16 protein-coding genes are annotated in these 19,498 nt (G+C 64.8%); 11 read left to right on the forward strand and 5 right to left on the reverse strand.

Annotated elements, in window-relative coordinates; all coding sequences use genetic code 11:
- Window positions 1-7: 7 nt before the first annotated feature.
- Window positions 8-1,645 carry a chaperonin GroEL gene (gene groL, locus Q5701_RS09620; RefSeq protein ID WP_306755010.1) on the forward strand — a complete coding sequence of 546 codons (1,638 nt, stop codon included), beginning with the start codon at window positions 8-10 and terminating at the stop codon, window positions 1,643-1,645.
- A 603-nt stretch (window positions 1,646-2,248) separates the two neighbouring features.
- Window positions 2,249-3,202, forward strand: coding sequence for a hypothetical protein (locus Q5701_RS09625; protein ID WP_306755011.1), 954 nt, complete (start codon window positions 2,249-2,251; stop codon window positions 3,200-3,202).
- A 71-nt stretch (window positions 3,203-3,273) separates the two neighbouring features.
- Here the strand turns inward: Q5701_RS09625 and Q5701_RS09630 are convergent, their stop codons facing one another.
- Genes Q5701_RS09630 through Q5701_RS09645 form a run of 4 tightly spaced genes read right to left on the reverse strand, consistent with a single transcriptional unit; the run spans window position 3,274 to window position 8,963 of the window.
- Window positions 3,274-4,800: a Ppx/GppA family phosphatase gene (locus Q5701_RS09630; RefSeq protein ID WP_373568635.1), complete on the reverse strand. Its 1,527-nt coding sequence runs from the start codon at window positions 4,798-4,800 to the stop codon at window positions 3,274-3,276.
- A gap of 58 nt (window positions 4,801-4,858) precedes the next feature.
- Window positions 4,859-7,024, reverse strand: coding sequence for an RNA degradosome polyphosphate kinase (locus Q5701_RS09635; protein ID WP_306755012.1), 2,166 nt, complete (start codon window positions 7,022-7,024; stop codon window positions 4,859-4,861).
- Between the two features lie 25 nt (window positions 7,025-7,049).
- Entirely contained in the window at window positions 7,050-7,748 is a 699-nt protein-coding gene (locus Q5701_RS09640; protein ID WP_306755013.1) for a P-loop NTPase family protein, read from the reverse strand.
- Window positions 7,749-8,963 carry an AI-2E family transporter gene (locus Q5701_RS09645; protein WP_306755014.1) on the reverse strand — a complete coding sequence of 405 codons (1,215 nt, stop codon included), beginning with the start codon at window positions 8,961-8,963 and terminating at the stop codon, window positions 7,749-7,751. It abuts the gene before it with no gap.
- Between the two features lie 135 nt (window positions 8,964-9,098).
- On the opposite strand from Q5701_RS09645, the gene proS reads away from it, so the two are divergent.
- The 7 genes from proS to Q5701_RS09680 all read left to right on the forward strand — a co-directional run bounded on the left by proS (window position 9,099) and on the right by Q5701_RS09680 (window position 16,326).
- Window positions 9,099-10,460: a proline--tRNA ligase gene (gene proS, locus Q5701_RS09650; RefSeq protein ID WP_306755015.1), complete on the forward strand. Its 1,362-nt coding sequence runs from the start codon at window positions 9,099-9,101 to the stop codon at window positions 10,458-10,460.
- Window positions 10,457-10,948, forward strand: coding sequence for a DUF2937 family protein (locus tag Q5701_RS09655; protein WP_306755016.1), 492 nt, complete (start codon window positions 10,457-10,459; stop codon window positions 10,946-10,948). Before proS ends, Q5701_RS09655 begins: the two co-directional genes overlap by 4 nt.
- A 114-nt stretch (window positions 10,949-11,062) precedes the next feature.
- The gene (locus tag Q5701_RS09660) at window positions 11,063-12,247 is read left to right on the forward strand and encodes an ABC transporter substrate-binding protein (protein ID WP_306755017.1); all 1,185 of its coding nucleotides are present in this window, start codon (window positions 11,063-11,065) and stop codon (window positions 12,245-12,247) included.
- Between the two features lie 112 nt (window positions 12,248-12,359).
- Window positions 12,360-13,142: an ABC transporter ATP-binding protein gene (locus Q5701_RS09665; RefSeq protein WP_306755018.1), complete on the forward strand. Its 783-nt coding sequence runs from the start codon at window positions 12,360-12,362 to the stop codon at window positions 13,140-13,142.
- Complete coding sequence (locus Q5701_RS09670) at window positions 13,139-13,972, forward strand: ABC transporter ATP-binding protein (RefSeq protein ID WP_306755019.1); 834 nt, start codon at window positions 13,139-13,141, stop codon at window positions 13,970-13,972. The genes Q5701_RS09665 and Q5701_RS09670 overlap by 4 nt, the downstream gene beginning before the upstream one ends.
- 3 nt (window positions 13,973-13,975) lie before the next feature.
- Complete coding sequence (locus tag Q5701_RS09675) at window positions 13,976-14,983, forward strand: branched-chain amino acid ABC transporter permease (RefSeq protein ID WP_306755020.1); 1,008 nt, start codon at window positions 13,976-13,978, stop codon at window positions 14,981-14,983.
- An 11-nt stretch (window positions 14,984-14,994) separates the two neighbouring features.
- On the forward strand, window positions 14,995-16,326 hold the full coding sequence (locus Q5701_RS09680; RefSeq protein WP_306755021.1) for a branched-chain amino acid ABC transporter permease: 1,332 nt from the start codon (window positions 14,995-14,997) through the stop codon (window positions 16,324-16,326).
- Between the two features lie 80 nt (window positions 16,327-16,406).
- Here the strand turns inward: Q5701_RS09680 and Q5701_RS09685 are convergent, their stop codons facing one another.
- Window positions 16,407-16,934, reverse strand: coding sequence for a CAP domain-containing protein (locus tag Q5701_RS09685; protein ID WP_306755022.1), 528 nt, complete (start codon window positions 16,932-16,934; stop codon window positions 16,407-16,409).
- A gap of 100 nt (window positions 16,935-17,034) precedes the next feature.
- Between Q5701_RS09685 and guaA the strand changes: the two genes are divergently transcribed.
- Window positions 17,035-18,609 (forward strand): glutamine-hydrolyzing GMP synthase, encoded by a 1,575-nt coding sequence (gene guaA, locus Q5701_RS09690; protein WP_306755023.1) that lies wholly within the window; start codon window positions 17,035-17,037, stop codon window positions 18,607-18,609.
- A 27-nt stretch (window positions 18,610-18,636) separates the two neighbouring features.
- Window positions 18,637-19,443 (forward strand): GNAT family N-acetyltransferase, encoded by an 807-nt coding sequence (locus Q5701_RS09695; RefSeq protein WP_306755024.1) that lies wholly within the window; start codon window positions 18,637-18,639, stop codon window positions 19,441-19,443.
- Window positions 19,444-19,498: the final 55 nt, after the last annotated feature.

Genomic DNA, 19,498 nt, shown 5'->3' on the forward strand with positions numbered 1-19,498 from the left:
GAGTCACATGGCTGCGAAAGAAGTCAAGTTCAACACGGACGCCCGCGACCGGATGCTTCGGGGTGTCAACATCCTGGCCGACGCCGTCAAGGTCACGCTTGGGCCTAAGGGCCGCAACGTCGTGATCGACAAGTCCTTTGGTGCGCCCCGCATCACCAAGGACGGCGTGACGGTTGCCAAGGAAATCGAACTGTCCGACAAGTTCGAGAACATGGGCGCCCAGATGGTCCGCGAAGTGGCCAGCCGCACCAATGACGAAGCGGGCGACGGCACCACCACCGCGACCGTGCTGGCCCAGGCCATCGTCAAGGAAGGCATGAAGGCGGTCGCCGCCGGCATGAACCCGATGGATCTGAAGCGCGGCATCGACATGGCGACCCTGAAGGTCGTCGAGGCCATCAAGGCCGCCTCGCGTCCCGTCACCGACAGCGACGAAGTCGCCCAGGTCGGCACCATTTCCGCCAACGGCGAGACCAATATCGGCCGCTTCATCGCCGATGCGATGCAGAAGGTCGGCAACGAGGGTGTGATCACCGTCGAAGAGAACAAGGGGATGGAGACGGAAGTCGAAGTCGTCGAAGGGATGCAGTTCGACCGCGGCTATCTGTCGCCCTATTTCGTCACCAATCCCGACAAGATGATCGCGGATCTGGAAGACGCCTATATCCTGCTGCACGAGAAGAAGCTGTCGTCGCTGCAGCCGATGGTTCCGCTGCTGGAGGCCGTGATCCAGTCGGGCAAGCCGCTGGTGATCGTTGCCGAGGACGTCGAAGGCGAGGCCCTGGCCACGCTGGTCGTCAACAAGCTGCGCGGCGGGCTGAAGATCGCTGCCGTCAAGGCTCCGGGCTTCGGCGATCGCCGCAAGGCCATGCTGCAGGACATCGCCATCCTGACCGGTGGTCAGGTGATCAGCGAAGACCTGGGCATGAAGCTGGAAAACGTCGGCATCGACATGCTGGGCCGCGCCAAGAAGGTCACGATCAACAAGGACAACACCACCATCGTCGATGGCAACGGTGAAAAATCCGAGATCGAGGCCCGCGTTTCGCAAATCCGTCAGCAGATCGAGGAAACCACCTCGGACTATGACCGCGAAAAGCTGCAGGAACGTGTGGCCAAGCTGGCAGGCGGCGTTGCCGTCATCCGCGTCGGCGGCATGACCGAGATCGAGGTGAAAGAGCGCAAGGACCGCGTCGATGACGCGCTGAACGCCACCCGTGCGGCCGTGCAGGAAGGCGTGGTCGTCGGCGGCGGCGTGGCCCTGGTGCAAGGCGGCAAGGCCCTGGAAGGCCTGAAGGGCGAAAACTCGGACCAGGAAGCGGGCATCGCCATCGTGCGCCGCGCGCTCGAGGCTCCGATGCGCCAGATCGCCGAGAACGCCGGCGTTGACGGCGCCGTGGTTGCCGGCAAGGTCCGCGAATCCGACGACCGGACCTTTGGCTTCAACGCGCAGACCGAAGAATATGGCGACATGTTCAAGTTCGGCGTGATCGACCCGGCCAAGGTGGTTCGCACCGCCCTGGAAGACGCGGCCTCGGTCGCGGGCCTGCTGATCACCACCGAAGCCATGATCGCCGAAAAGCCCGAGCCGAAATCGGCTGGCGGCGGTATGCCCGACATGGGCGGCATGGGCGGGATGATGTAATCATCCCTTGCCTTTGCGGCAGACACGGAAAGGGCGCCTTCGGGCGCCCTTTTTCCAATTCCGCCTCTGCCGTATCAGGCCGAGGTCGTGTTTCAGGAAGGACAGATCAGCGACCGGATTTCATCAAGCCGCCCGGCCATGCAGGAATATCCAGCGCCAAGTGCAGCATCGTGTGGATCGGATCGACGACGATGCGCCTTCAGCGACAGCCGGCCCATGCCCCATGTGCGGCTGATGATTGCGTTCGGTGTCAACGCGAAAAGCATAGCTGTTGGATATGCTACAAGCTGAAACCTTAAGCTGCGATCAAAACCGTAGTCCGGCCCAGACTAAAGGGACTATTTTCAATTATAAGAATATTCAAGATTTTCGCGTAATCTGCCGGTTGAAAATCGGCAAGAAGGAAATTCCATCAATTTTCATTAATATATTGTATTATATTTCATTTTTTACATCGGTATTGAAAATCTTACATTCCTACTTGACGGTCTTGCTTCCAATCGGGCCTAATCGTGCCACCTAATGACCAAGCGATATGCGGCGCAGTCAAGCCGAAACATCCTTTGGTGCCAGCTGAAGTGATGGTTTCGGAGTTATTGAGGCATGACGTCGCAGAGTTTCAGTGTTGAGACAGCCTTGGATATTGAAAAAGGCGACCCTCAATACGCGGGAACCCTGCTCTACCTGGCCTATGGCAAAGGTCAGCATATCAAGGAAGCCGTCTTTTCGCTGCTCACGGCCGCTCATTTTGAGCCGTTCGGCACCGGCCGCGTCCGCTATGTGGTCTATACCGATCATCCCGAGACTTTCGCGGCCCTGGAGGGGGTAACCGTGCTGCGGATCGACAAGGCCAAGCTGGATGCCTGGCTTGAGGGAAGTGATTACACCCACCGGCGCAAGCTGATGGTCATTATCGAGGCGCTTGAGAAATACCGGGGCAAGCTGGCATTCGTCGATACGGATACCTGTTTTCAGCGTTCGCCCATGCTGCTGTTCAATCGCATCGGCCCCGGGCGCAGCTGCCTGCATGTTGCCGAGAAAAACCTCCGCCTGGCCTCGGACCGGATCACCCGGAAAATCCGGGACGGTATCCGCAACCACCCATTCACATGGAGCGACGGCACGAAGGCGGTTCTGCGCAATCATAGCAAGATGTGGAATTCGGGCATCACCGGCTTCCACTACAGCGACATCGGCGTCCTTCATGAAAGCCTTCGCCTTTGCGACCATCTCTGGCAGCAAACCCGGGTCCATACCTGCGAACAGCTTGCAGTGGGCATGGCTGCCGAACGGACAACCAGAATCTTTTCCGCGTGGGACGTCGTCTTTCATTACTGGCACAAAACTCTCAAGCTTTCGTTCCAGGACCGCTTGGAAAGCCTGCTTCCGCCCATACTGGCATTGCAGCCGCATCTGCGTCCAAAGGCGGCATATGATGCGCGGCTGAAGGTGACGCCTGTGCAATGGCTGCGGCAAAAGGCCAGATACCTTGTGGTGCACGTCGGACAACCCGCCTATGCGAGTCTTAAATCACTCAAGCGGGATCGCGGTCGATAGGGCGCCGAAATCCAAGTGGTTATCGCATGAAGGATGCATGAATTCCGCAAGGCGCTGAATCGCGGCAAGATCTAGACGATAGCGCCTTCCAGACCAAGTGCCCCGCACAGCGACCGGAACCGCGCCTCGGCCACTTCGCCCATCAGCTTGCGGCCGGTGGGGGTCAGGTGCAGGCGCAGTTCCCCGTTTTCGCAGGTCAGGCGCCCGGCATCGGCAGGATCGTCCAACGCCAGCATCGCGCCAAAGCGCATGGCCTTGCCCAGAACCTCGGCATCGTTGATCTGCGCGTCCGACAGCAGCTTGAACAAGGGCGCCATGAGGGATCCCGCACGGCTGTTCTTGTAGCGATGCAGCAGGGCCAGCCCCAGGAACACGCGTTCGGGATGAGACAGCGCGGCCATGTTGGCGCGGGTGACATTGTCGAAGCAGGCCTCGGCCCGGTAATCGGGATGGGCGCGCCAGCTTGTGTCGTGCAAAAGGCAGGCGGCGCGGATCAGGCGGTCTTGTTCCGGCGGCGTGTTTGCGAACAGCGGTTGCAGGAACTGATACAGCTTCTTGCCCGATCCCGGCATCCGGGCCATCTGGCGTTCCGTGAACCGTGCGGCCTCGATCAGGGGGTCGCGCTTGCGCAGGCTGTCGGGCATCTGTTCGTACAACAGACCCTCGCGGATGCCATAGCTGCTGACGGCCAGTTCGGTGGGCGCAAACGTCTCGGCCAGTTGCAGCAGCACCTGAGAGGCCAGCGGCACCAACTCCATGCGAGAGGTCGAGATCCCCACCTGCGCGCGCAGATCGTTCAGCTCATGCGCGCCTATCCAGGCGACCGTGTCGGCCACAGCCGCGGGCGTCATGCGGTATTCGTGCAATACCGTCATGGGATAGCCCACGCGTTCCATGTCCAGCCGGGCAATGGCGCGCCAGCTGCCGCCGACCAGATAGATGCGCTCGTGATGGGTGCCCATGACCTGGGCCAGTTCCGCCATCACCTTCCTGATATGCTTGCGCAGCCCGTCCTTGCCGCCCGGCACCTGCTGCAGGCGGAAGGGGCCAAGCTGGGACGACACGCGTCGGCCCACCTGCCCGTCCGCGACCTCGGCCAGTTCCATCGAGTTGCCGCCGATGTCGCAAACCAGCCCGCGCGCGTCCGGCCAGCCCAGCAGCACGCCCTGGGCGGACAGGCGGGCTTCCTCCTCTCCGTCGATGACCCACATCTTGATGCCGGTTTCGCGTTCGACGCGGGCCTGGAATTCGGGGCCGTCCGCCGCCTCGCGCACGGCGGCGGTGGCCACGCAGGTCAGCGGGTCGATGTCCATGCCCTTGGCAAGCGCCGCAAAGCGTTGCAAGGCGGCAAAGCCCCGCTGGACGCCTTCGGGGTTCAGGCGGCCGGTCTGGGCCATCTTGGCCCCCAACCCGGCCATGACCTTTTCGTTATAGAAATAGGCGGGCGAGCGCGCCGCGCCGTCAAAGACCACCAGCCGGATCGAGTTCGATCCCACATCGACCACCCCCACCCGCGACAGGGCCCGCTTGGGCAGGGTCGCGAACATCTTGCCGAAAGGCTCGATCTTCTTGCCGGTCGTTGTCCGCACGCCGTTCATCGCGCCTCTCCTGCATGGGTCGCATCGCATTTGTTAATGACCCGCCGTGACGGGGGCGTCAATCATTCGAATGGGTCAGTGCCGGAACGTCGCCGGCCCCCGCCGTGCCCCGCCCCGACAGCGACGGATGGTCCATGAAGAAGCGGTGACAGTTGAACAGGTCGTCCCGCCCGTCGGGAAGATAGCGCACGAACCGGCCATCGGGTTGCAACAACCAGCTTTGCGCCTCGTCCGCCATGTTGGCGGCCATGATCTGGCTGACGATCTGCGCCTTGACGGTTTCGTTCACGCATTCGACAAGGGTTTCGACCCGGCGGTTCAGGTTACGGTCCATCCAGTCGGCCGAACTGATGAACACCCGCGCCCGTTTCGACGGCAGGCCATGGCCATTGCCGAAGCACACGATGCGCGAATGTTCCAGGTATCGCCCGACGATGGATTTGACGCGGATGTTTTCCGACAAGCCCCGGATGCCTGGACGGATTCCGCAAATGCCGCGCACGACAAGGCTGATCCTGACGCCCGCGCTGCTTGCGGCATACAACGCGTCGATCACGTCCTTTTCGATCAGCGAGTTCATCTTGGCCCAGATCGCCGCCGGACGGCCCTGCCGGGCCAGTTCCGCCTCTCGCCCGATCAGGGACAGCAGCCGGTCCTTGAGGTCGATGGGCGAAATTGAAATGTTTTCCAAGCCCACGGGCTGAACATAGCCCGACAGGTAGTTGAACACCTTGGTGGCATCGCGGCCCAGTGCCGGATCGCAGGTGAACAGCGACAGGTCGGTATAGATGCGCGCCGTGATCGGGTGATAGTTGCCGGTCCCGTAATGGGTATAGGTGACAAGGTTGTCGCCTTCGCGCCGCACCACCGTGCTGATCTTGGCGTGCGTCTTGTAGTTCACGAAGCCATAGACGACATGGGCGCCCGCCCGTTCCAGACGGCGGGACTGGCGGATGTTCGCGGCCTCGTCAAAGCGGGCCTTCAGCTCGACCAGGGCCGTGACCGACTTGCCGGATTCGGCGGCCTCGCACAGGGCCTCGACGATCGTGCTGTCGCGGCTGGTGCGATACAGCGTCTGCTTGATCGCCAGCACGTTGGGGTCGCGTGCCGCCTGCGCCAGGAAACGGACCACCATGTCGAAGGTCTCGTAGGGGTGGTGCAGCAGCATATCCTTGTGCTTGATGGCCGCGAACATATCGCCGTCGTGGTCCTGAACCCGTTCGGGAACGCGCGGGGTAAAGGCGGGCCACAGCAGGTCGCGGCGATTGTCCAGCACCAGTTCGGACAGGTCGGCCACGCCCAGCAGGCCTTCGACCTCGATCACCTCGTCGGGGCCGACCTCCAGTTCCTCCATGATCAGGCGGCGCAGGCGGTCGGGGGCGCCGCGCGTGATCTTCAGCCGGATCACGCTGCCCCGGCGGCGGCGCTTCAGCGCGGTCTCGAACTCGCGGACCAGATCCTCGGCTTCCTCCTCGACTTCGAGGTCGCTGTCGCGCAGCACGCGAAAGGCGCAATGGCCCGTGTCGCGATAGCCGGGAAACAGCGACGACAGGTGCATCAGCAGCAGATCCTCCAGCCGGAAGAACCGCTCGCTGCCCGGCAGGGAAATGAACCGGTTAAGCTGCGCAGGGATCGGCAGCAGCGCCTGCATCTGCCGCCCGTCGGTTTCGCGCGCCAGTTCCAGGGCCAGCGAAAAACCGGCATTGGGGATGAAGGGGAACGGATGGGCGGGGTCGATGGCCAGGGGCGACAGGACCGGAAAGACCTTGCGTTCGAAATGATCGTGCAGGAATTCCTCCTCGGCGCGCGTCAGGCGGGACCGGGACAGGATGACGATGCCCGCTTCCTCCATTTCCCGGCGGATGCGGTTCCAGACGCCTTGCTGCGCGCCCATCAGGCGGCGGGCGTCGGCGTTGATCATCGCAAGCTGTTCGGCAGGCGTCAGCCCGTCGTCCGAGGGGGTGGCGTTCCCTTCCCGCACAAGTTCGCGCAGGCCCGCGACACGGACGGTATAGAATTCGTCCAGGTTGGTCGCGCTGATCGACACGAAGCGCAGCCGTTCCAGCAGCGGCACGCGGGGATTGCGCGCCTCGTCCAGGACGCGCCAGTTGAAGGACAGCCAGCTGATTTCCCGGTTGAAGAAGCGCGCGCCGTTCTGGGGGACGCCTTCGGGCAAGTCCTGCGGTTCGGGGAATGGGGTCCGAAGAAAATCGGCTTGCGTCATGGTCCTGGCCTTCAAAGCGGATGAATCAGGTCTCGGTGTCGGATAAACCGTGCAGCAGTTCGGCGGCAATGCGCCGCGTGATCGGCCGCTTGTCGGCCATGGCGGCCTGGTCGATGGCGGCGACCAGGCGCCGCGCCAAGCCCAGGTCGCGCGGCATATGCAGGACCAGCCAGTCGATCAGGTCGGCGGGCACCGCCTGCTGGCGGTCGGCGAACAGCTTGACCAGCACGGCGGCCAGCAGCGATTCATCGGGCGGCCCCAGCCGGACCTGGGGCATCGCGTCCATGCGCGAGCGCAGGTCGGGCAGCACCAGGCCCCAATCGCGCGGCGGGGTGCGGGCCGTCAGCAGCAGCAGGCAATCGCGCGGCGCGCACAGGTTCCACAGGTGGAACAGCGCCTGCTCGGCCCCCGCCGCCCGGCCCGCACGGTCGGCATCCTCGATCACCAGGGCACCGCCCTCGGGGGTAAGCCCGTCCGCCGCGTCGGGACGCAGGGCCGAGGCCTTGACCCGCCGCGCGCCGTTTTCCGCCGCCCAGAACGCCGCCAGATGCGACTTGCCCGCGCCCTCGGGCCCGATCAGCAGCATCCGCCCCAGCGGCCAGTCCTGCGGCGCATCCAAGGCCGCAAGCGCCGCCCGGTTCGCGGGCGCGGGCAGGAAATCGGCGCGCGAATGGGCCGGCGGCGTGGTCAGGTCCAGCGTCAGTTGCCGAGAACTCGCGCCCATCTATCCCACGTCAGGATGCTTGCGGGCGATTTCCTCGCGCATGATCTCGATCTGGCCCTGGGCGCGGTTCTGGTCGGCGCGGATGCGCGCCTCGCGGATGGTGTTGGACACGGTGCCCTGGGGCACGATCTCGACCAGCATCGGCTGGCCCGGGTCGGGGGGCAGCGCCTGGCCGGTGAACAGCGCGCTTTCCTGATACCGCTGCGTCAGGAACCGCCCGACCACTCCAAGGGCCGCGGCCAGCGGCACCGCCATGACCATGCCCACGAAACCGAACAGCGCGCCAAAGACCGACAAGGCCAGCAGCAGCCAGACCGGGTGCAGGCCGACATGGTGGCCGACGATCTTGGGTTGCAGATAATTGCCCTCGACGATCTGGCCGATGGCAAAGATCGCCACCACCAGGCCGATGAACAGCGGATCGCCCCAGAAGCTGAACAAGGCGACCCCGATCGCCGTGGCCCCCCCGATCAGCACGCCCACATAGGGGATGAAGGACAACAGCGCCGCCATTACCCCGATGAAGAAGCCGAAGGGCAGGCCCACGATCATCAGCCCGATGGCATACCAGGTGCCCAGGATCAGCATCACCAGCCCCTGCCCGCGCACGAAGCCCGACAGCGCCTCGTCGATTTCCCGCGACAGGCGGCGCAGCGTGGGCGCGTGTTCGCGGGGCAACAGCGTGTCCACCCGGTCAACCAGATGGTCCCAGTCCAGCAGCAGGTAGAAGGCCACCACCGGCACGATCACCAGGATCGCGATGGCGCTGATGATGCCGCCCACCGACGACAGCAGCCTGGAGGCCAGCGTGCCCATCTGTTCGCCCATGGCCGCGCCCAGGTCGGTCAATGCCGTGCCCACATCGCCATTGACGGGCAAAAGCTCGGGGAACCGGGCGGACAGGAACAGGCGCGCCTGTTCCAGCATGGTGGGCGCGGTTTCGATCAGAGAAGTCGCCTGGCGCAGCATGACCGGCACGACCAGCAGCACCACCCCTGCGAAGGCCAGGACGGCGGCCACGGTGATGACCACCACCGACATGACCCGCGACAGGCCCGACCGTTCCAGCCGGTCGGCCACCGGATCCAGCAGATAGGCCACGCCCGCGCCCAGGATAAAGGGCAGGATCGCATTGCCCAAAAGCCACATCGCCAGCAGCAGCACCACCGCCGATACACCCCACCACATCAGTTGCTTGTGTATCGGTATGCGCATGGCCGGTTCCTGGTGCTTCTTGTCGCGCAGACTGTGACCCTGACGGGCGTCAGTTGCAAGCGGGCGCGGGTTCTTGGCAAGGCAGGGCCGATCCGCTAACGCTGTGCGCCAAACGCTGTCAAAGGACCACGCCCCATGCGTCTGTCGCACTATTTCCTGCCGGTGCTGAAGGAAGACCCGAAAGAGGCGCAGATCGTCAGCCACCGGCTGATGCTGCGCGCCGGAATGATCAAGCAGCAGGCCGCGGGGATCTATTCCTGGCTGCCGCTGGGCTTCAAGGTGCTGAACCGCATCCAGCAGATCGTTCACGAGGAACAGCAGCGCGCGGGCCATATCCCGCTGCTGATGCCGACCCTGCAACCGGCGGACCTGTGGCGTGAATCCGGCCGTTACGACGATTACGGCGAGGAAATGCTGCGCCTGCAGGACCGCCACAAGCGCGACCTGTTGTATGGTCCCACGAACGAGGAGATGATCACCGACATCTTCCGGTCCCATGTGAACAGCTACAAGGATCTGCCGCTGACGCTGTATCACATCCAGTGGAAGTTCCGCGACGAGATCCGCCCCCGCTTCGGCGTGATGCGCGGGCGCGAGTTCCTGATGAAGGACGGCTACAACTTCGACCTGAACAGGGACGCGGCGCTGCACGCCTATAACCGGCATCTGGTCAGCTATCTGCGCAGCTATGAACGCATGGGATTGCAGGCGATCCCGATGCGCGCGGACGGCGGGCCGATCGGCGGGGATTACACGCATGAATTCCTGGTCCTGGCGGAAACCGGGGAATCCGAGGTTTTCTATGACAGCCAGATCACCGACCTGACCTTTGGCGACCGGCAGATCGATTACGACAGCGTCGAGCAATGCCAGGCCGTGCTGGAGGAGTTCACCAGCCGCTATGCCCGCACGGATGAAACCCATGACGAGGCGGTCTTTGCCCAGGTGCCGGAAGAACGCCGCCGCACCGCGCGCGGGATCGAGGTGGGCCAGATCTTCTATTTCGGCACCAAGTATTCCGAGGCCATGGGCGCCACCGTCGTCGGTCCCGATGGGGCCCGAGTGCCCGTCGAAATGGGCAGCCACGGCATCGGCGTGTCCCGCCTGCTGGGCGCCATCATCGAGGCCAACCACGACGATCGCGGCATCATCTGGCCCGAAGGCGTGACGCCCTTCCATGTCGGCATCGTCAACCTGAAACAAGGCGACAATTCCACCGACAGCGCCTGCAATGCGATCTATGCGGAATTGCAGGCGCGGGGGCTGGATCCGCTGTATGATGACCGCGACGACCGGGCAGGGGCGAAATTCGCCACGATGGATCTGATCGGCCTGCCCTGGCGGATCACCGTCGGCCCGCGCGGGCTGGCCGCCAACAAGGTCGAACTGACCAACCGCCGCACGGGCGCGACCGAGGAAATCTCGCCCAAGGACGCCATCGCGCGGCTGGAACAGGTCTATGCCCCCGTGCTGGGCCTGAAGGTGCAGGACAAGTGATCGGGCTGCTGCGGCTGGCGGTGGCGGTGTGTTGCGCCATCGTCCTGTCGCAGTTCCCGGCCTTCTCGGACCAGTATGTCCAGCGGCTTGGCGGGCAGGTCGATGCCCTGTCCCGCGTTGCGGCGGAATTCGACATCAGCGCCCAGGCCGCAGGCTTGACCCGCGATCAGGCCTTGGCGGACCTGGGGGGCAGCACCTTCCGCGATGCCCATCGGGACAATATGCGCGATGTCTTCACTCGCCTGGACCGCGCGCGCGGCGACCTGCAGATGCTGCGGATCGCGGGCCCGCTGGAACGGATGCTGCTGCCCCATCGCCTGCGCGATCCCGAAACGCTGGCAGCGGCCTGGGGCGATTTCAGGCCCGCCGTGCCGGTGACGGCTGCGGGGCTGTGGGCGGCGGGCATGGGGCTGGCGCTTGGCTGGCTGCTGACCGCCCTGCCCGGCCTGATCTTCCGCCGCCGGCAAGACAGGCTCGGCTGGCGCTAACCCTGCGTAACCCAACCATAAAGTCAGGCTTTGTTGACAATATCGTGCTTTTCTTTTGGGCAAGGCGCTTCTAACGTGCCCGTCAGGACATTGTTCCAACTGGGAGACAAAGTAATGAAAAAACTTCTTCTGGCCACTGCTGCCGGCGCATTGCTGGCCGGTGCCGCATCCGCCGAGGAGATCAAGCTGGGCATGTCGCTGGGCTTTACCGGCCCGCTGGAATCCATGGCCCCCGGAATGCGGTCGGGCGCCGAACTGGCCATGAAAGAGGTCAGCGATTCCGGCCTGCTTCTGGACGGATCGACTGTGATTCCGGTCCAGGGCGATTCGACCTGCACCGACGCCGCAGCCGCCACCGCGACCGTGGAACGCCTGATCACCGCCGAAGGGGTCAAGGGCATCGTCGGCGGAATGTGTTCGGGCGAGGCAATCGCGTCCTTGCAGAACGTGGCCGTGCCGAACGGCGTGGTGATGATCTCGCCTTCCGCGACCTCGCCCGCGCTGTCCACGATCGAGGATAACGGCCTGTTCTTCCGCACCTCTCCGTCCGATGCCCGCCAGGGCGAGGTGATGGCCGAGATCATGATGGAAAAGGGCATCAAGAACGCCGCCATCACCTATACCAACAACGATTACGGCAAGGGGCTGGCCGACGCCTTCGCGGCGGCCTTCCAGGAAAAGGGCGGCACCGTGACGGTGAACAGCGCCCATGACGACGGCAAGGCCGACTATTCGGCCGAGGTCGCGGCCCTTGCGGCGGCGGGCGGCGACGCGCTTGTCGTCGCGGGCTATGTCGATCAGGGCGGTTCGGGCGTGGTGCGCGCAGCACTGGATACCGGCGCCTTTGACACCTTCGTCTTCCCCGACGGCATGGTCGGCCAGGCCCTGGTCGACAACTTCGGCGACGAGATCAGCGGCAGCTTTGGCCAGAACCCCGCAGCCGAAGGAGAGGGCCGCGAGAAGTTCCTGGCCATGGCCGAGGAAGCGGGCTTCGAAGGCACCAGTGCCTATTCCGCCGAAGCCTATGACGCGGCCGCGCTGATGCTGCTGTCCATGGCCGCCGCCAAGTCCAGCGATCCCAATGTCTGGAAGAACAACGTGATGGATGTCGCCAACGAACCGGGCGAAAAGATCCTGCCGGGCGAACTGGCCAAGGGTCTGGAGATCCTGAACGGCGGCGGCGACATCGACTATGTCGGCGCCTCGTCCATCGAGATGGTGGGCGCGGGCGAGACCGCCGGCGTTTACCGCGAGGTGTCTTTCGACAACGGCGAAATGACTGTTGTCGGCTATCGCTGACGTGTAAAGAATGCTCTGGCCCGGCAGCCTAACGGTTGCCGGGCCATTTTTCATGACAAAAGCCGCAGAATGCGGTCACACTTCACCAATGGCGTGAAGACGGGGTGAACGAATGATCAGGGTCGAAGACCTTCACCGGCATTTCGGGGGCTTTCGCGCCGTCGATGGCGCCAGCCTGACGATCGAGACCGGCTCGATCACCGGGCTGATCGGGCCGAACGGCGCGGGCAAGTCCACGCTGTTCAACGTCATTGCGGGCGTGCTGCCGCCCACATCGGGCCGCGTCTTCATGGATGGCGAGGATATCACCGGCCTGCCGCCGCACGAGTTGTTCCACAAGGGCCTGCTGCGCACCTTTCAGTTGGCGCATGAATTTTCCAGCATGACCGTGCGCGAGAACCTGATGATGGTGCCGGGCGCGCAATCGGGCGAGACGATCTGGAAGACCTGGTTCCAGCGCGGCCGGATCGAGCGCGAGGAAGACGCGCTGCGCAAGCGCGCAGACGAGGTTCTCGACTTCCTGACCATCCGCCACCTGACCCATGAAAAGGCCGGCAACCTGTCGGGCGGGCAAAAGAAGCTGCTGGAGCTGGGCCGCACCATGATGGTCGATGCCAAGGTGGTCTTCCTGGACGAGGTGGGCGCGGGCGTGAACCGCACCCTGCTGATGACCATCGCCGACGCGATCATCCGGCTGAACAAGGAACGGGGCTATACGTTCTGCGTGATCGAGCATGACATGGATTTCATCGGCAAGCTGTGCGACCCGGTGATCGTCATGGCCGAGGGCAAGGTGCTGGCCAAGGGCTCTGCCGCCGACATCATGAAGAACGAGGCCGTGATCGAGGCCTATCTGGGCACCGGCCTGAAAAACAAGGACATGGTGGGCGCATGAGCGATCAGGACGCAGTCTTCGGCAAGCGGGGCAACCGCGACCTGTCGGTCGTGAACCCCGGCGGGCGCGGCACCATCGACGGCACCCGCCGTTCCGGTCCCGTGGGACCGGGACATTCGGGGGACCCCTTCCTGATCGGCGAAAACATGACCGGCGGCTATGGCAAGGGCGCCGATATCCTGCATGATTGCACCATTGCCGTGGAACAGGGCCAGATCGCCGTGATCGTCGGCCCCAACGGCGCGGGCAAGTCCACCGCCATGAAGGCCATCTTCGGGATGCTGAACCTGCGCAAGGGCAGCGTGCGGCTGAACGGGCGCGACATCACCGCCCTGAACCCTCAGGACCGCGTCAAGGCGGGCATGGGCTTCGTGCCGCAGGTCAACAACATCTTCCCGTCCATGACGGTCGAGGAGAACCTGGAAATGGGGGCCTATATCCGGGGCGACGACATCCGCCGCACCATGGAACAGGTGTATGAACTGTTCCCTGCCGTTGCCGCCAAGCGTCGACAGGCCGCGGGCGAATTGTCCGGCGGGCAGCGCCAGCAGGTGGCCGTGGGCCGCGCGCTGATGACCCAGCCGTCGGTGCTGATGCTGGACGAACCGACGGCGGGCGTCAGCCCCATCGTCATGGACGAGCTGTTCGACCGCATCATCGCCATCGCCCGGGGCGGTCTTCCGGTGCTGATGGTCGAACAGAACGCCAAGCAGGCGATGATGATCGCCGACAAGGCCTATGTGCTGGTGCAGGGCGCGAACGCCCATACCGGCACCGGCCACGAGTTGATGCAGAACGACGAGGTGCGGCGCACCTTCCTGGGGGGCTGAACCTTGGATATCCTCAACGCCCTTGTGGCGGTCCTGAACTTCGTCTTCATCCCCGCCGCGGCCTATGGCGCGCAGTTGGCGCTTGGTGCGCTTGGGGTGACCCTGATCTATGCGATCCTGCGGTTTTCGAACTTCGCCCATGGCGACACCATGGCCTTCGGCACCGCCGTCACGATCCTGACGACCTGGGGGCTGCAATCCCTGGGGGTGTCGCTGGGTGTGCTGCCCACCGCGCTGCTGGCCCTGCCGGTGGGGATCGCGGTGACGGCCCTTCTGGTGCTGGGCACGGACCGGGCGGTCTACAGGTTCTATCGCGCGCAAAAGGCCGCGCCGATCATCTTCGTCATGGCATCGGTGGGCGTGATGTTCGTGATGAACGGGCTGACGCGCCTGATCATCGGCGTGGACGACCAGCGCTTCGACGACGGCGCGCGCTTCATCATAAACGTCCGCGACTTCCGGGAATGGTCGGGCCTGACCGAGGGGCTGGCCCTGCGGTCCACCCAGGCGCTGACGGTGATCGTCACGGTGATCGTCTGCGCGGCGCTGTTCTGGTTCCTGAACCGCACCAAGTCCGGCAAGGCCATGCGCGCCTATTCCGACAACGAGGATCTGGCCCTGCTCTCGGGCATCGACCCCGAACGCGTGGTGCGCCTGACCTGGATCATCGCCGCGGGGCTGATGACCATCGCGGGCGTGCTGTACGGGCTGGACAAGTCCTTCCGCCCTTTCAACTATTTCCAGATCCTGCTGCCGATCTTTGCCGCAGCCATCGTGGGGGGCCTGGGTAATCCCGTGGGCGCCATCGCGGGCGGCTTCCTGGTGGCATTCTCCGAGGTGGCCGTGACCTACCCTTGGGTCAAGGTCGCGGGCTATCTGTTCCCGGACTGGCAGCCGGGCGGGCTGCTGCAACTGCTGGGCACCGAATACAAGTTCGCCGTCAGCTTCGTCATCCTGATCGTGGTCCTGCTGTTCCGCCCGACCGGGCTGTTCCGCGGCAAGTCGGTGTAAGGGGGTCCGTCATGTCAAGCAACCGTCAAGCCGCCGCATCCAATCCCTGGCGCGCGCCCATCCTGTTCGCGGTCCTTGCCGTTCTGTTCCTGCTGGAAGGCACGGTCAGGAACGGCATGTTCTCGGGGTCGTGGAACACCTCGCTGGCGATCCTGAACATGGGCCTGATATCGGCCATCACGGCCTTGGGCGTGAATATGCAATGGGGCTATGCCGGGCTGTTCAACACCGGCGTGGTGGGCTTTCTGGCCATCGGCGGGCTGGCCCCGGTGCTGGTGTCCCTCCCCCCGGTCGAAGGCGCCTGGGCCGCCGGCGGGCCGCGCCTGATCGGGGCGCTGGCCGTGGGCCTGGGCACGCTGGCCCTGGCCAAGATCGCCTATGCCCGCACCCGCCGCGCCTGGATCATGGTTCTGGTGCTGATCGGGGGCTTTGTCGCCTATCGCTGGCTGTTCGACCCCGCCGTCACCGCGATCGAGGCCAATGATTCCGCCCGCACCGGCAATATCGGCGGCCTCGGCCTGCCCGTTCTGCTGTCTTGGCTGGTGGGTGGGGCCTTTGCCGCCGCCGCCGCTTGGGCGGTGGGCAAGGTCGCGCTTGGGCTGCGGTCGGATTACCTGGCCATCGCCACGCTGGGCATCGGCGAAATCATCGTCGCCGTCCTGCGGAACGAGGATTGGCTGGCTCGCGGCGTCAAGAACGTCGCGGCGATCCCCCGGCCGGTGCCCTATGAAACCGACCTTCAGCAGAACCCTGCCTTTGTCGACTTCGCCACCAGTTGGGGCTTCAGTGCCGCCGAGGCGTCGGGGATCTGGGTCAAGCTGTGCTATATGTCGCTGTTCCTGGTGGTGCTGCTGTTGGTCATCCTGCTGGCCGAACTGGCGCTGAAATCGCCATGGGGCCGGATGATGCGCGCCATCCGCGACAACGAGACCGCGGCCGAGGCGATGGGCAAGGACGTGACCGCCCGCCACCTGCAAGTCTTCGTGCTGGGGTCGGCGGTGATCGGCATCGCGGGGGCGATGATGATCACCCTGGACGGGCTGATGGCGCCCAACAGCTATAACCCGCTGCGATACACCTTTCTGATCTGGGTAATGGTCGTGGTCGGCGGGTCGGGCAACAACTGGGGCGCGGTGCTGGGCGCGATCCTGATCTGGTTCCTGTGGATCAAGGTCGAGGTCTGGGGTCCGAACCTGATCGGCGCCCTGGTCGCACCCCTGCCCGACGGCGACATCAAGGCGCATCTGCTCAACAGCGCGGCCCATATGCGCTTCATCGCCATGGGCCTGGTGCTGCTTCTGGTGCTGCGCTTTGCGCCCCGGGGTCTGGTGCCGGAGAAGTAACGGGGTGTGCCGCGCCCTTTGCCTTGACTTGGATATGCCCGCAGGGCCGGGGGCGAAACGCCTTCGGCCCTTGTCACAGATTACCGGCAGTTGTCGCCCAGAACCACGCTGTAGTAACGCGTCCCGTCCGCGCCGGTGGCATATCCGCTGCCAACCTGACTGCTGGTCTGGCCCAGCAATTCGGTGCGCTGTGCATCCTGGCGCAGCCAGTTCGCCACCGCGTCCGCCGGGCCGCCGCCCCGCCCGACAAGCTGCACCACGCCGCAGGTCGGGTATCCGACCGCCCGCGCCCGGTCCACGACGCTGGACCCGTTCGACCCTTCCACATCGACTCGGCCAAGCGCGGCCATGTCGCAGGCATGGCTTTGCGCGACCTGCTGCAGCAAGGGCGCGCTGTCCAGCAAGGTCTTGCCCTCGGCCTGGCGGGCGGCATTGATGGCACCGTCCAGCACGGGCGCCACGGTCGCATCGCCTTGGCAGGACGCCGCCAGGGCTTGCTCGACCGGGGGTTCCGGCTGGCCCCAGGGCAGCGTCAGGGCCGGTTCCTGCCCGCAGGCAGCCAGCAGGGACAAGGCAAGGAACGGGACAAGGGGACGAATGGCGGGCATGGAAACCTCTCTGGTTGCCGGCGGAACGCGGGGTTTGCAACGCCAGTTCCGGGCTGCCAAATCCCTTGCACGACGGCATGGGCACGCTTAAAGCGCATCCATGACCCAGCACCAACGCCTTCTGATCATCGACTTCGGATCCCAGGTGACGCAACTGATCGCGCGCCGCCTGCGCGAACTGAACGTCTTTTGCGAAATCCACCCCTATAACCTGCTGACCGACGACATCCTGCGCGGCTTGAACCCGCAGGCCGTGATCCTGTCGGGCGGGCCTGACAGCGTAACCCGGGGGGGCAGCCCCCGCGCGCCGCGGGCCGTGTTCGACCTGGGCGTGCCGGTCTTCGGCATCTGCTATGGCCAGCAGGTGATGATGGAACAACTGGGCGGCGCGGTCGAAGGCGGGCACCATGCCGAATACGGCCGCGCCTTCATCGGCCCGGCGGAAGGCCACAAGGGCGACGGCATCTTCGCGGGCCTGTTCGATACGACGAACAAGGATAGGGGCCGCGAGGAAGTCTGGATGAGCCATGGCGACCGCGTTACCGCGCTTGCGCCGGGCTTCGAGGTGATCGGCACCTCCCCCAACGCGCCCTTCGCGATGATCGCCGATGAATCCCGCCGTTTCTATGGCGTGCAGTTCCACCCCGAGGTGCATCACACCCCGAACGGGCGCATCATGCTGGAAAACTTCATCCGGCTGGCGGGATTTACCGGCGACTGGACCATGGCGGGCTATCGCGACGAGGCGATCCGCAAGATCCGCGAGCAGGTGGGCGACAAGAAGGTGATCTGCGGGCTGTCGGGCGGCGTGGACAGTTCCGTCGCCGCCGTCCTGATCCACGAGGCGATCGGCGACCAGCTGACCTGCGTCTTCGTGGACCACGGCCTTCTGCGCCTGAACGAGGCCGAGGAAGTCGTGACCATGTTCCGCGACAACTACAACATCCCCCTAATCCACGCGGATGAATCCGAACTGTTTCTGGGCGCGCTGGAAGGTGTGTCCGACCCCGAGGTCAAGCGCAAGACCATCGGCCGGCTGTTCATCGACGTGTTCCAGCGTTACGCCAGCGGCATCGAGGGGGCCGAGTTCCTGGCGCAAGGCACGCTTTACCCCGACGTGATCGAAAGCGTCAGCTTCAGCGGCGGGCCGTCGGTCACGATCAAGTCGCACCACAATGTCGGCGGCCTGCCCGAGAAGATGGGCCTGAAGCTGGTGGAACCCCTGCGCGAGCTGTTCAAGGACGAGGTTCGCGCCCTTGGCCGAGAACTGGGCCTGCCTGCAAAATTCATTGGCCGCCATCCCTTTCCCGGCCCCGGCCTTGCGATCCGCTGCCCCGGAGAGATCACCCGCGAAAAGCTGGACATCCTGCGCAAGGCCGATGCGGTCTTCATCGACCAGATCCGCAAGCACGGTCTTTACGACGAGATCTGGCAGGCCTTCGTGGCGATCCTGCCGGTCCGCACCGTGGGCGTGATGGGCGACGGGCGGACCTATGATTTTGCCTGCGCATTGCGGGCAGTGACCTCGGTCGATGGCATGACGGCGGATTACTATCCCTTCACCCACGACTTCCTGGGCGAAACCGCGACGCGGATCATCAACGAGGTCAAGGGCATCAACCGCTGCACCTATGACATCACCTCGAAGCCGCCGGGCACGATCGAGTGGGAATGACCCTTCTGACCCCCTGAGAGGACCATCATGACCTGCGCCTGCGGCCATCATCATTCGCCCCGCCACCATCACGCGGCCACCGGCACGCCCGTCGCGCTGCCCAAGCCGATGGTTGCGCTGACCGGGCGTCTGACCTGCGCGGATGCGGGGCAGATGATGACCGCGCTGTCGCTGCTGCCGGGTCACGTCGCGCTCAGCCGCGATGAACCCGGCTGCCTGCGCTTCGAGTTGTGGCAGGACGACGATCCGCTGGTGTGGCACCTGTCCGAACTGTTTGTCGATGCCGATGCCTTTGCCGCCCATGGCAAGCGCACCGCAGACAGCCCCTGGGGCCGGGAAAGCGCAGGCATCGGACGCGATTTCCAGCGCCACGAGGTGATGCCGGTCATCCGCCGCGAAACCCGGCAGGACCTGGACGCCATCGACACCCTGCTGCGCACCGCCTTTGGCGGCGATGCCGAGGCGCGGCTGGTCCGCCAATTGCGCGAGGATGGCGACCTGTCGTTGTCCTTGGTGGCCGATGCGGCAGGCACCATTGTCGGCCATGCCGCGCTGTCCCCGCTGGGCGCAGATCGCCCCGCCTTTGCGCTTGCCCCCGTCGCGGTCGCACCCAAGGCGCGGCGCCTTGGCATCGGCGCGGCCCTGATCCGCCAGGCCGTGGCATGGGCGGACGAGGCTTCGGTCGTGGTGCTGGGCGATCCCGGCTATTACGGGCCGCTGGGCTTTCTGCCCGCGCCCCTTGATTCGCCCCATGCAGGGCCAGGCCTGCAGATGATCGGCGATCTGCCACACGGCAGCGCCATCCGCCATGCCGCGGCTTTTGCCGGATTCTAGGATGCCCGCAGACTTGCGCATCGGCCCGGGTGGGTTACATCTGGACCAGCAAGAA

The organism is Paracoccus actinidiae (assembly GCF_030863885.1).
Taxonomy (GTDB): domain Bacteria; phylum Pseudomonadota; class Alphaproteobacteria; order Rhodobacterales; family Rhodobacteraceae; genus Paracoccus; species Paracoccus everestensis.

Bases quoted from the DNA above. Each gene is read 5' to 3' on its own strand.
- groL (WP_306755010.1), top strand. From the start codon at position 8: ATGGCTGCGAAAGAAGTCAAGTTCAACACGGACGCCCGCGACCGGATG.
- Q5701_RS09625 (WP_306755011.1), top strand. From the start codon at position 2,249: ATGACGTCGCAGAGTTTCAGTGTTGAGACAGCCTTGGATATTGAAAAA.
- Q5701_RS09630 (WP_373568635.1), bottom strand. From the start codon at position 4,800: ATGAACGGCGTGCGGACAACGACCGGCAAGAAGATCGAGCCTTTCGGC.
- Q5701_RS09635 (WP_306755012.1), bottom strand. From the start codon at position 7,024: ATGACGCAAGCCGATTTTCTTCGGACCCCATTCCCCGAACCGCAGGAC.
- Q5701_RS09640 (WP_306755013.1), bottom strand. From the start codon at position 7,748: ATGGGCGCGAGTTCTCGGCAACTGACGCTGGACCTGACCACGCCGCCG.
- Q5701_RS09645 (WP_306755014.1), bottom strand. From the start codon at position 8,963: ATGCGCATACCGATACACAAGCAACTGATGTGGTGGGGTGTATCGGCG.
- proS (WP_306755015.1), top strand. From the start codon at position 9,099: ATGCGTCTGTCGCACTATTTCCTGCCGGTGCTGAAGGAAGACCCGAAA.
- Q5701_RS09660 (WP_306755017.1), top strand. From the start codon at position 11,063: ATGAAAAAACTTCTTCTGGCCACTGCTGCCGGCGCATTGCTGGCCGGT.
- Q5701_RS09665 (WP_306755018.1), top strand. From the start codon at position 12,360: ATGATCAGGGTCGAAGACCTTCACCGGCATTTCGGGGGCTTTCGCGCC.
- Q5701_RS09670 (WP_306755019.1), top strand. From the start codon at position 13,139: ATGAGCGATCAGGACGCAGTCTTCGGCAAGCGGGGCAACCGCGACCTG.
- Q5701_RS09680 (WP_306755021.1), top strand. From the start codon at position 14,995: ATGTCAAGCAACCGTCAAGCCGCCGCATCCAATCCCTGGCGCGCGCCC.
- Q5701_RS09685 (WP_306755022.1), bottom strand. From the start codon at position 16,934: ATGCCCGCCATTCGTCCCCTTGTCCCGTTCCTTGCCTTGTCCCTGCTG.
- guaA (WP_306755023.1), top strand. From the start codon at position 17,035: ATGACCCAGCACCAACGCCTTCTGATCATCGACTTCGGATCCCAGGTG.
- Q5701_RS09695 (WP_306755024.1), top strand. From the start codon at position 18,637: ATGACCTGCGCCTGCGGCCATCATCATTCGCCCCGCCACCATCACGCG.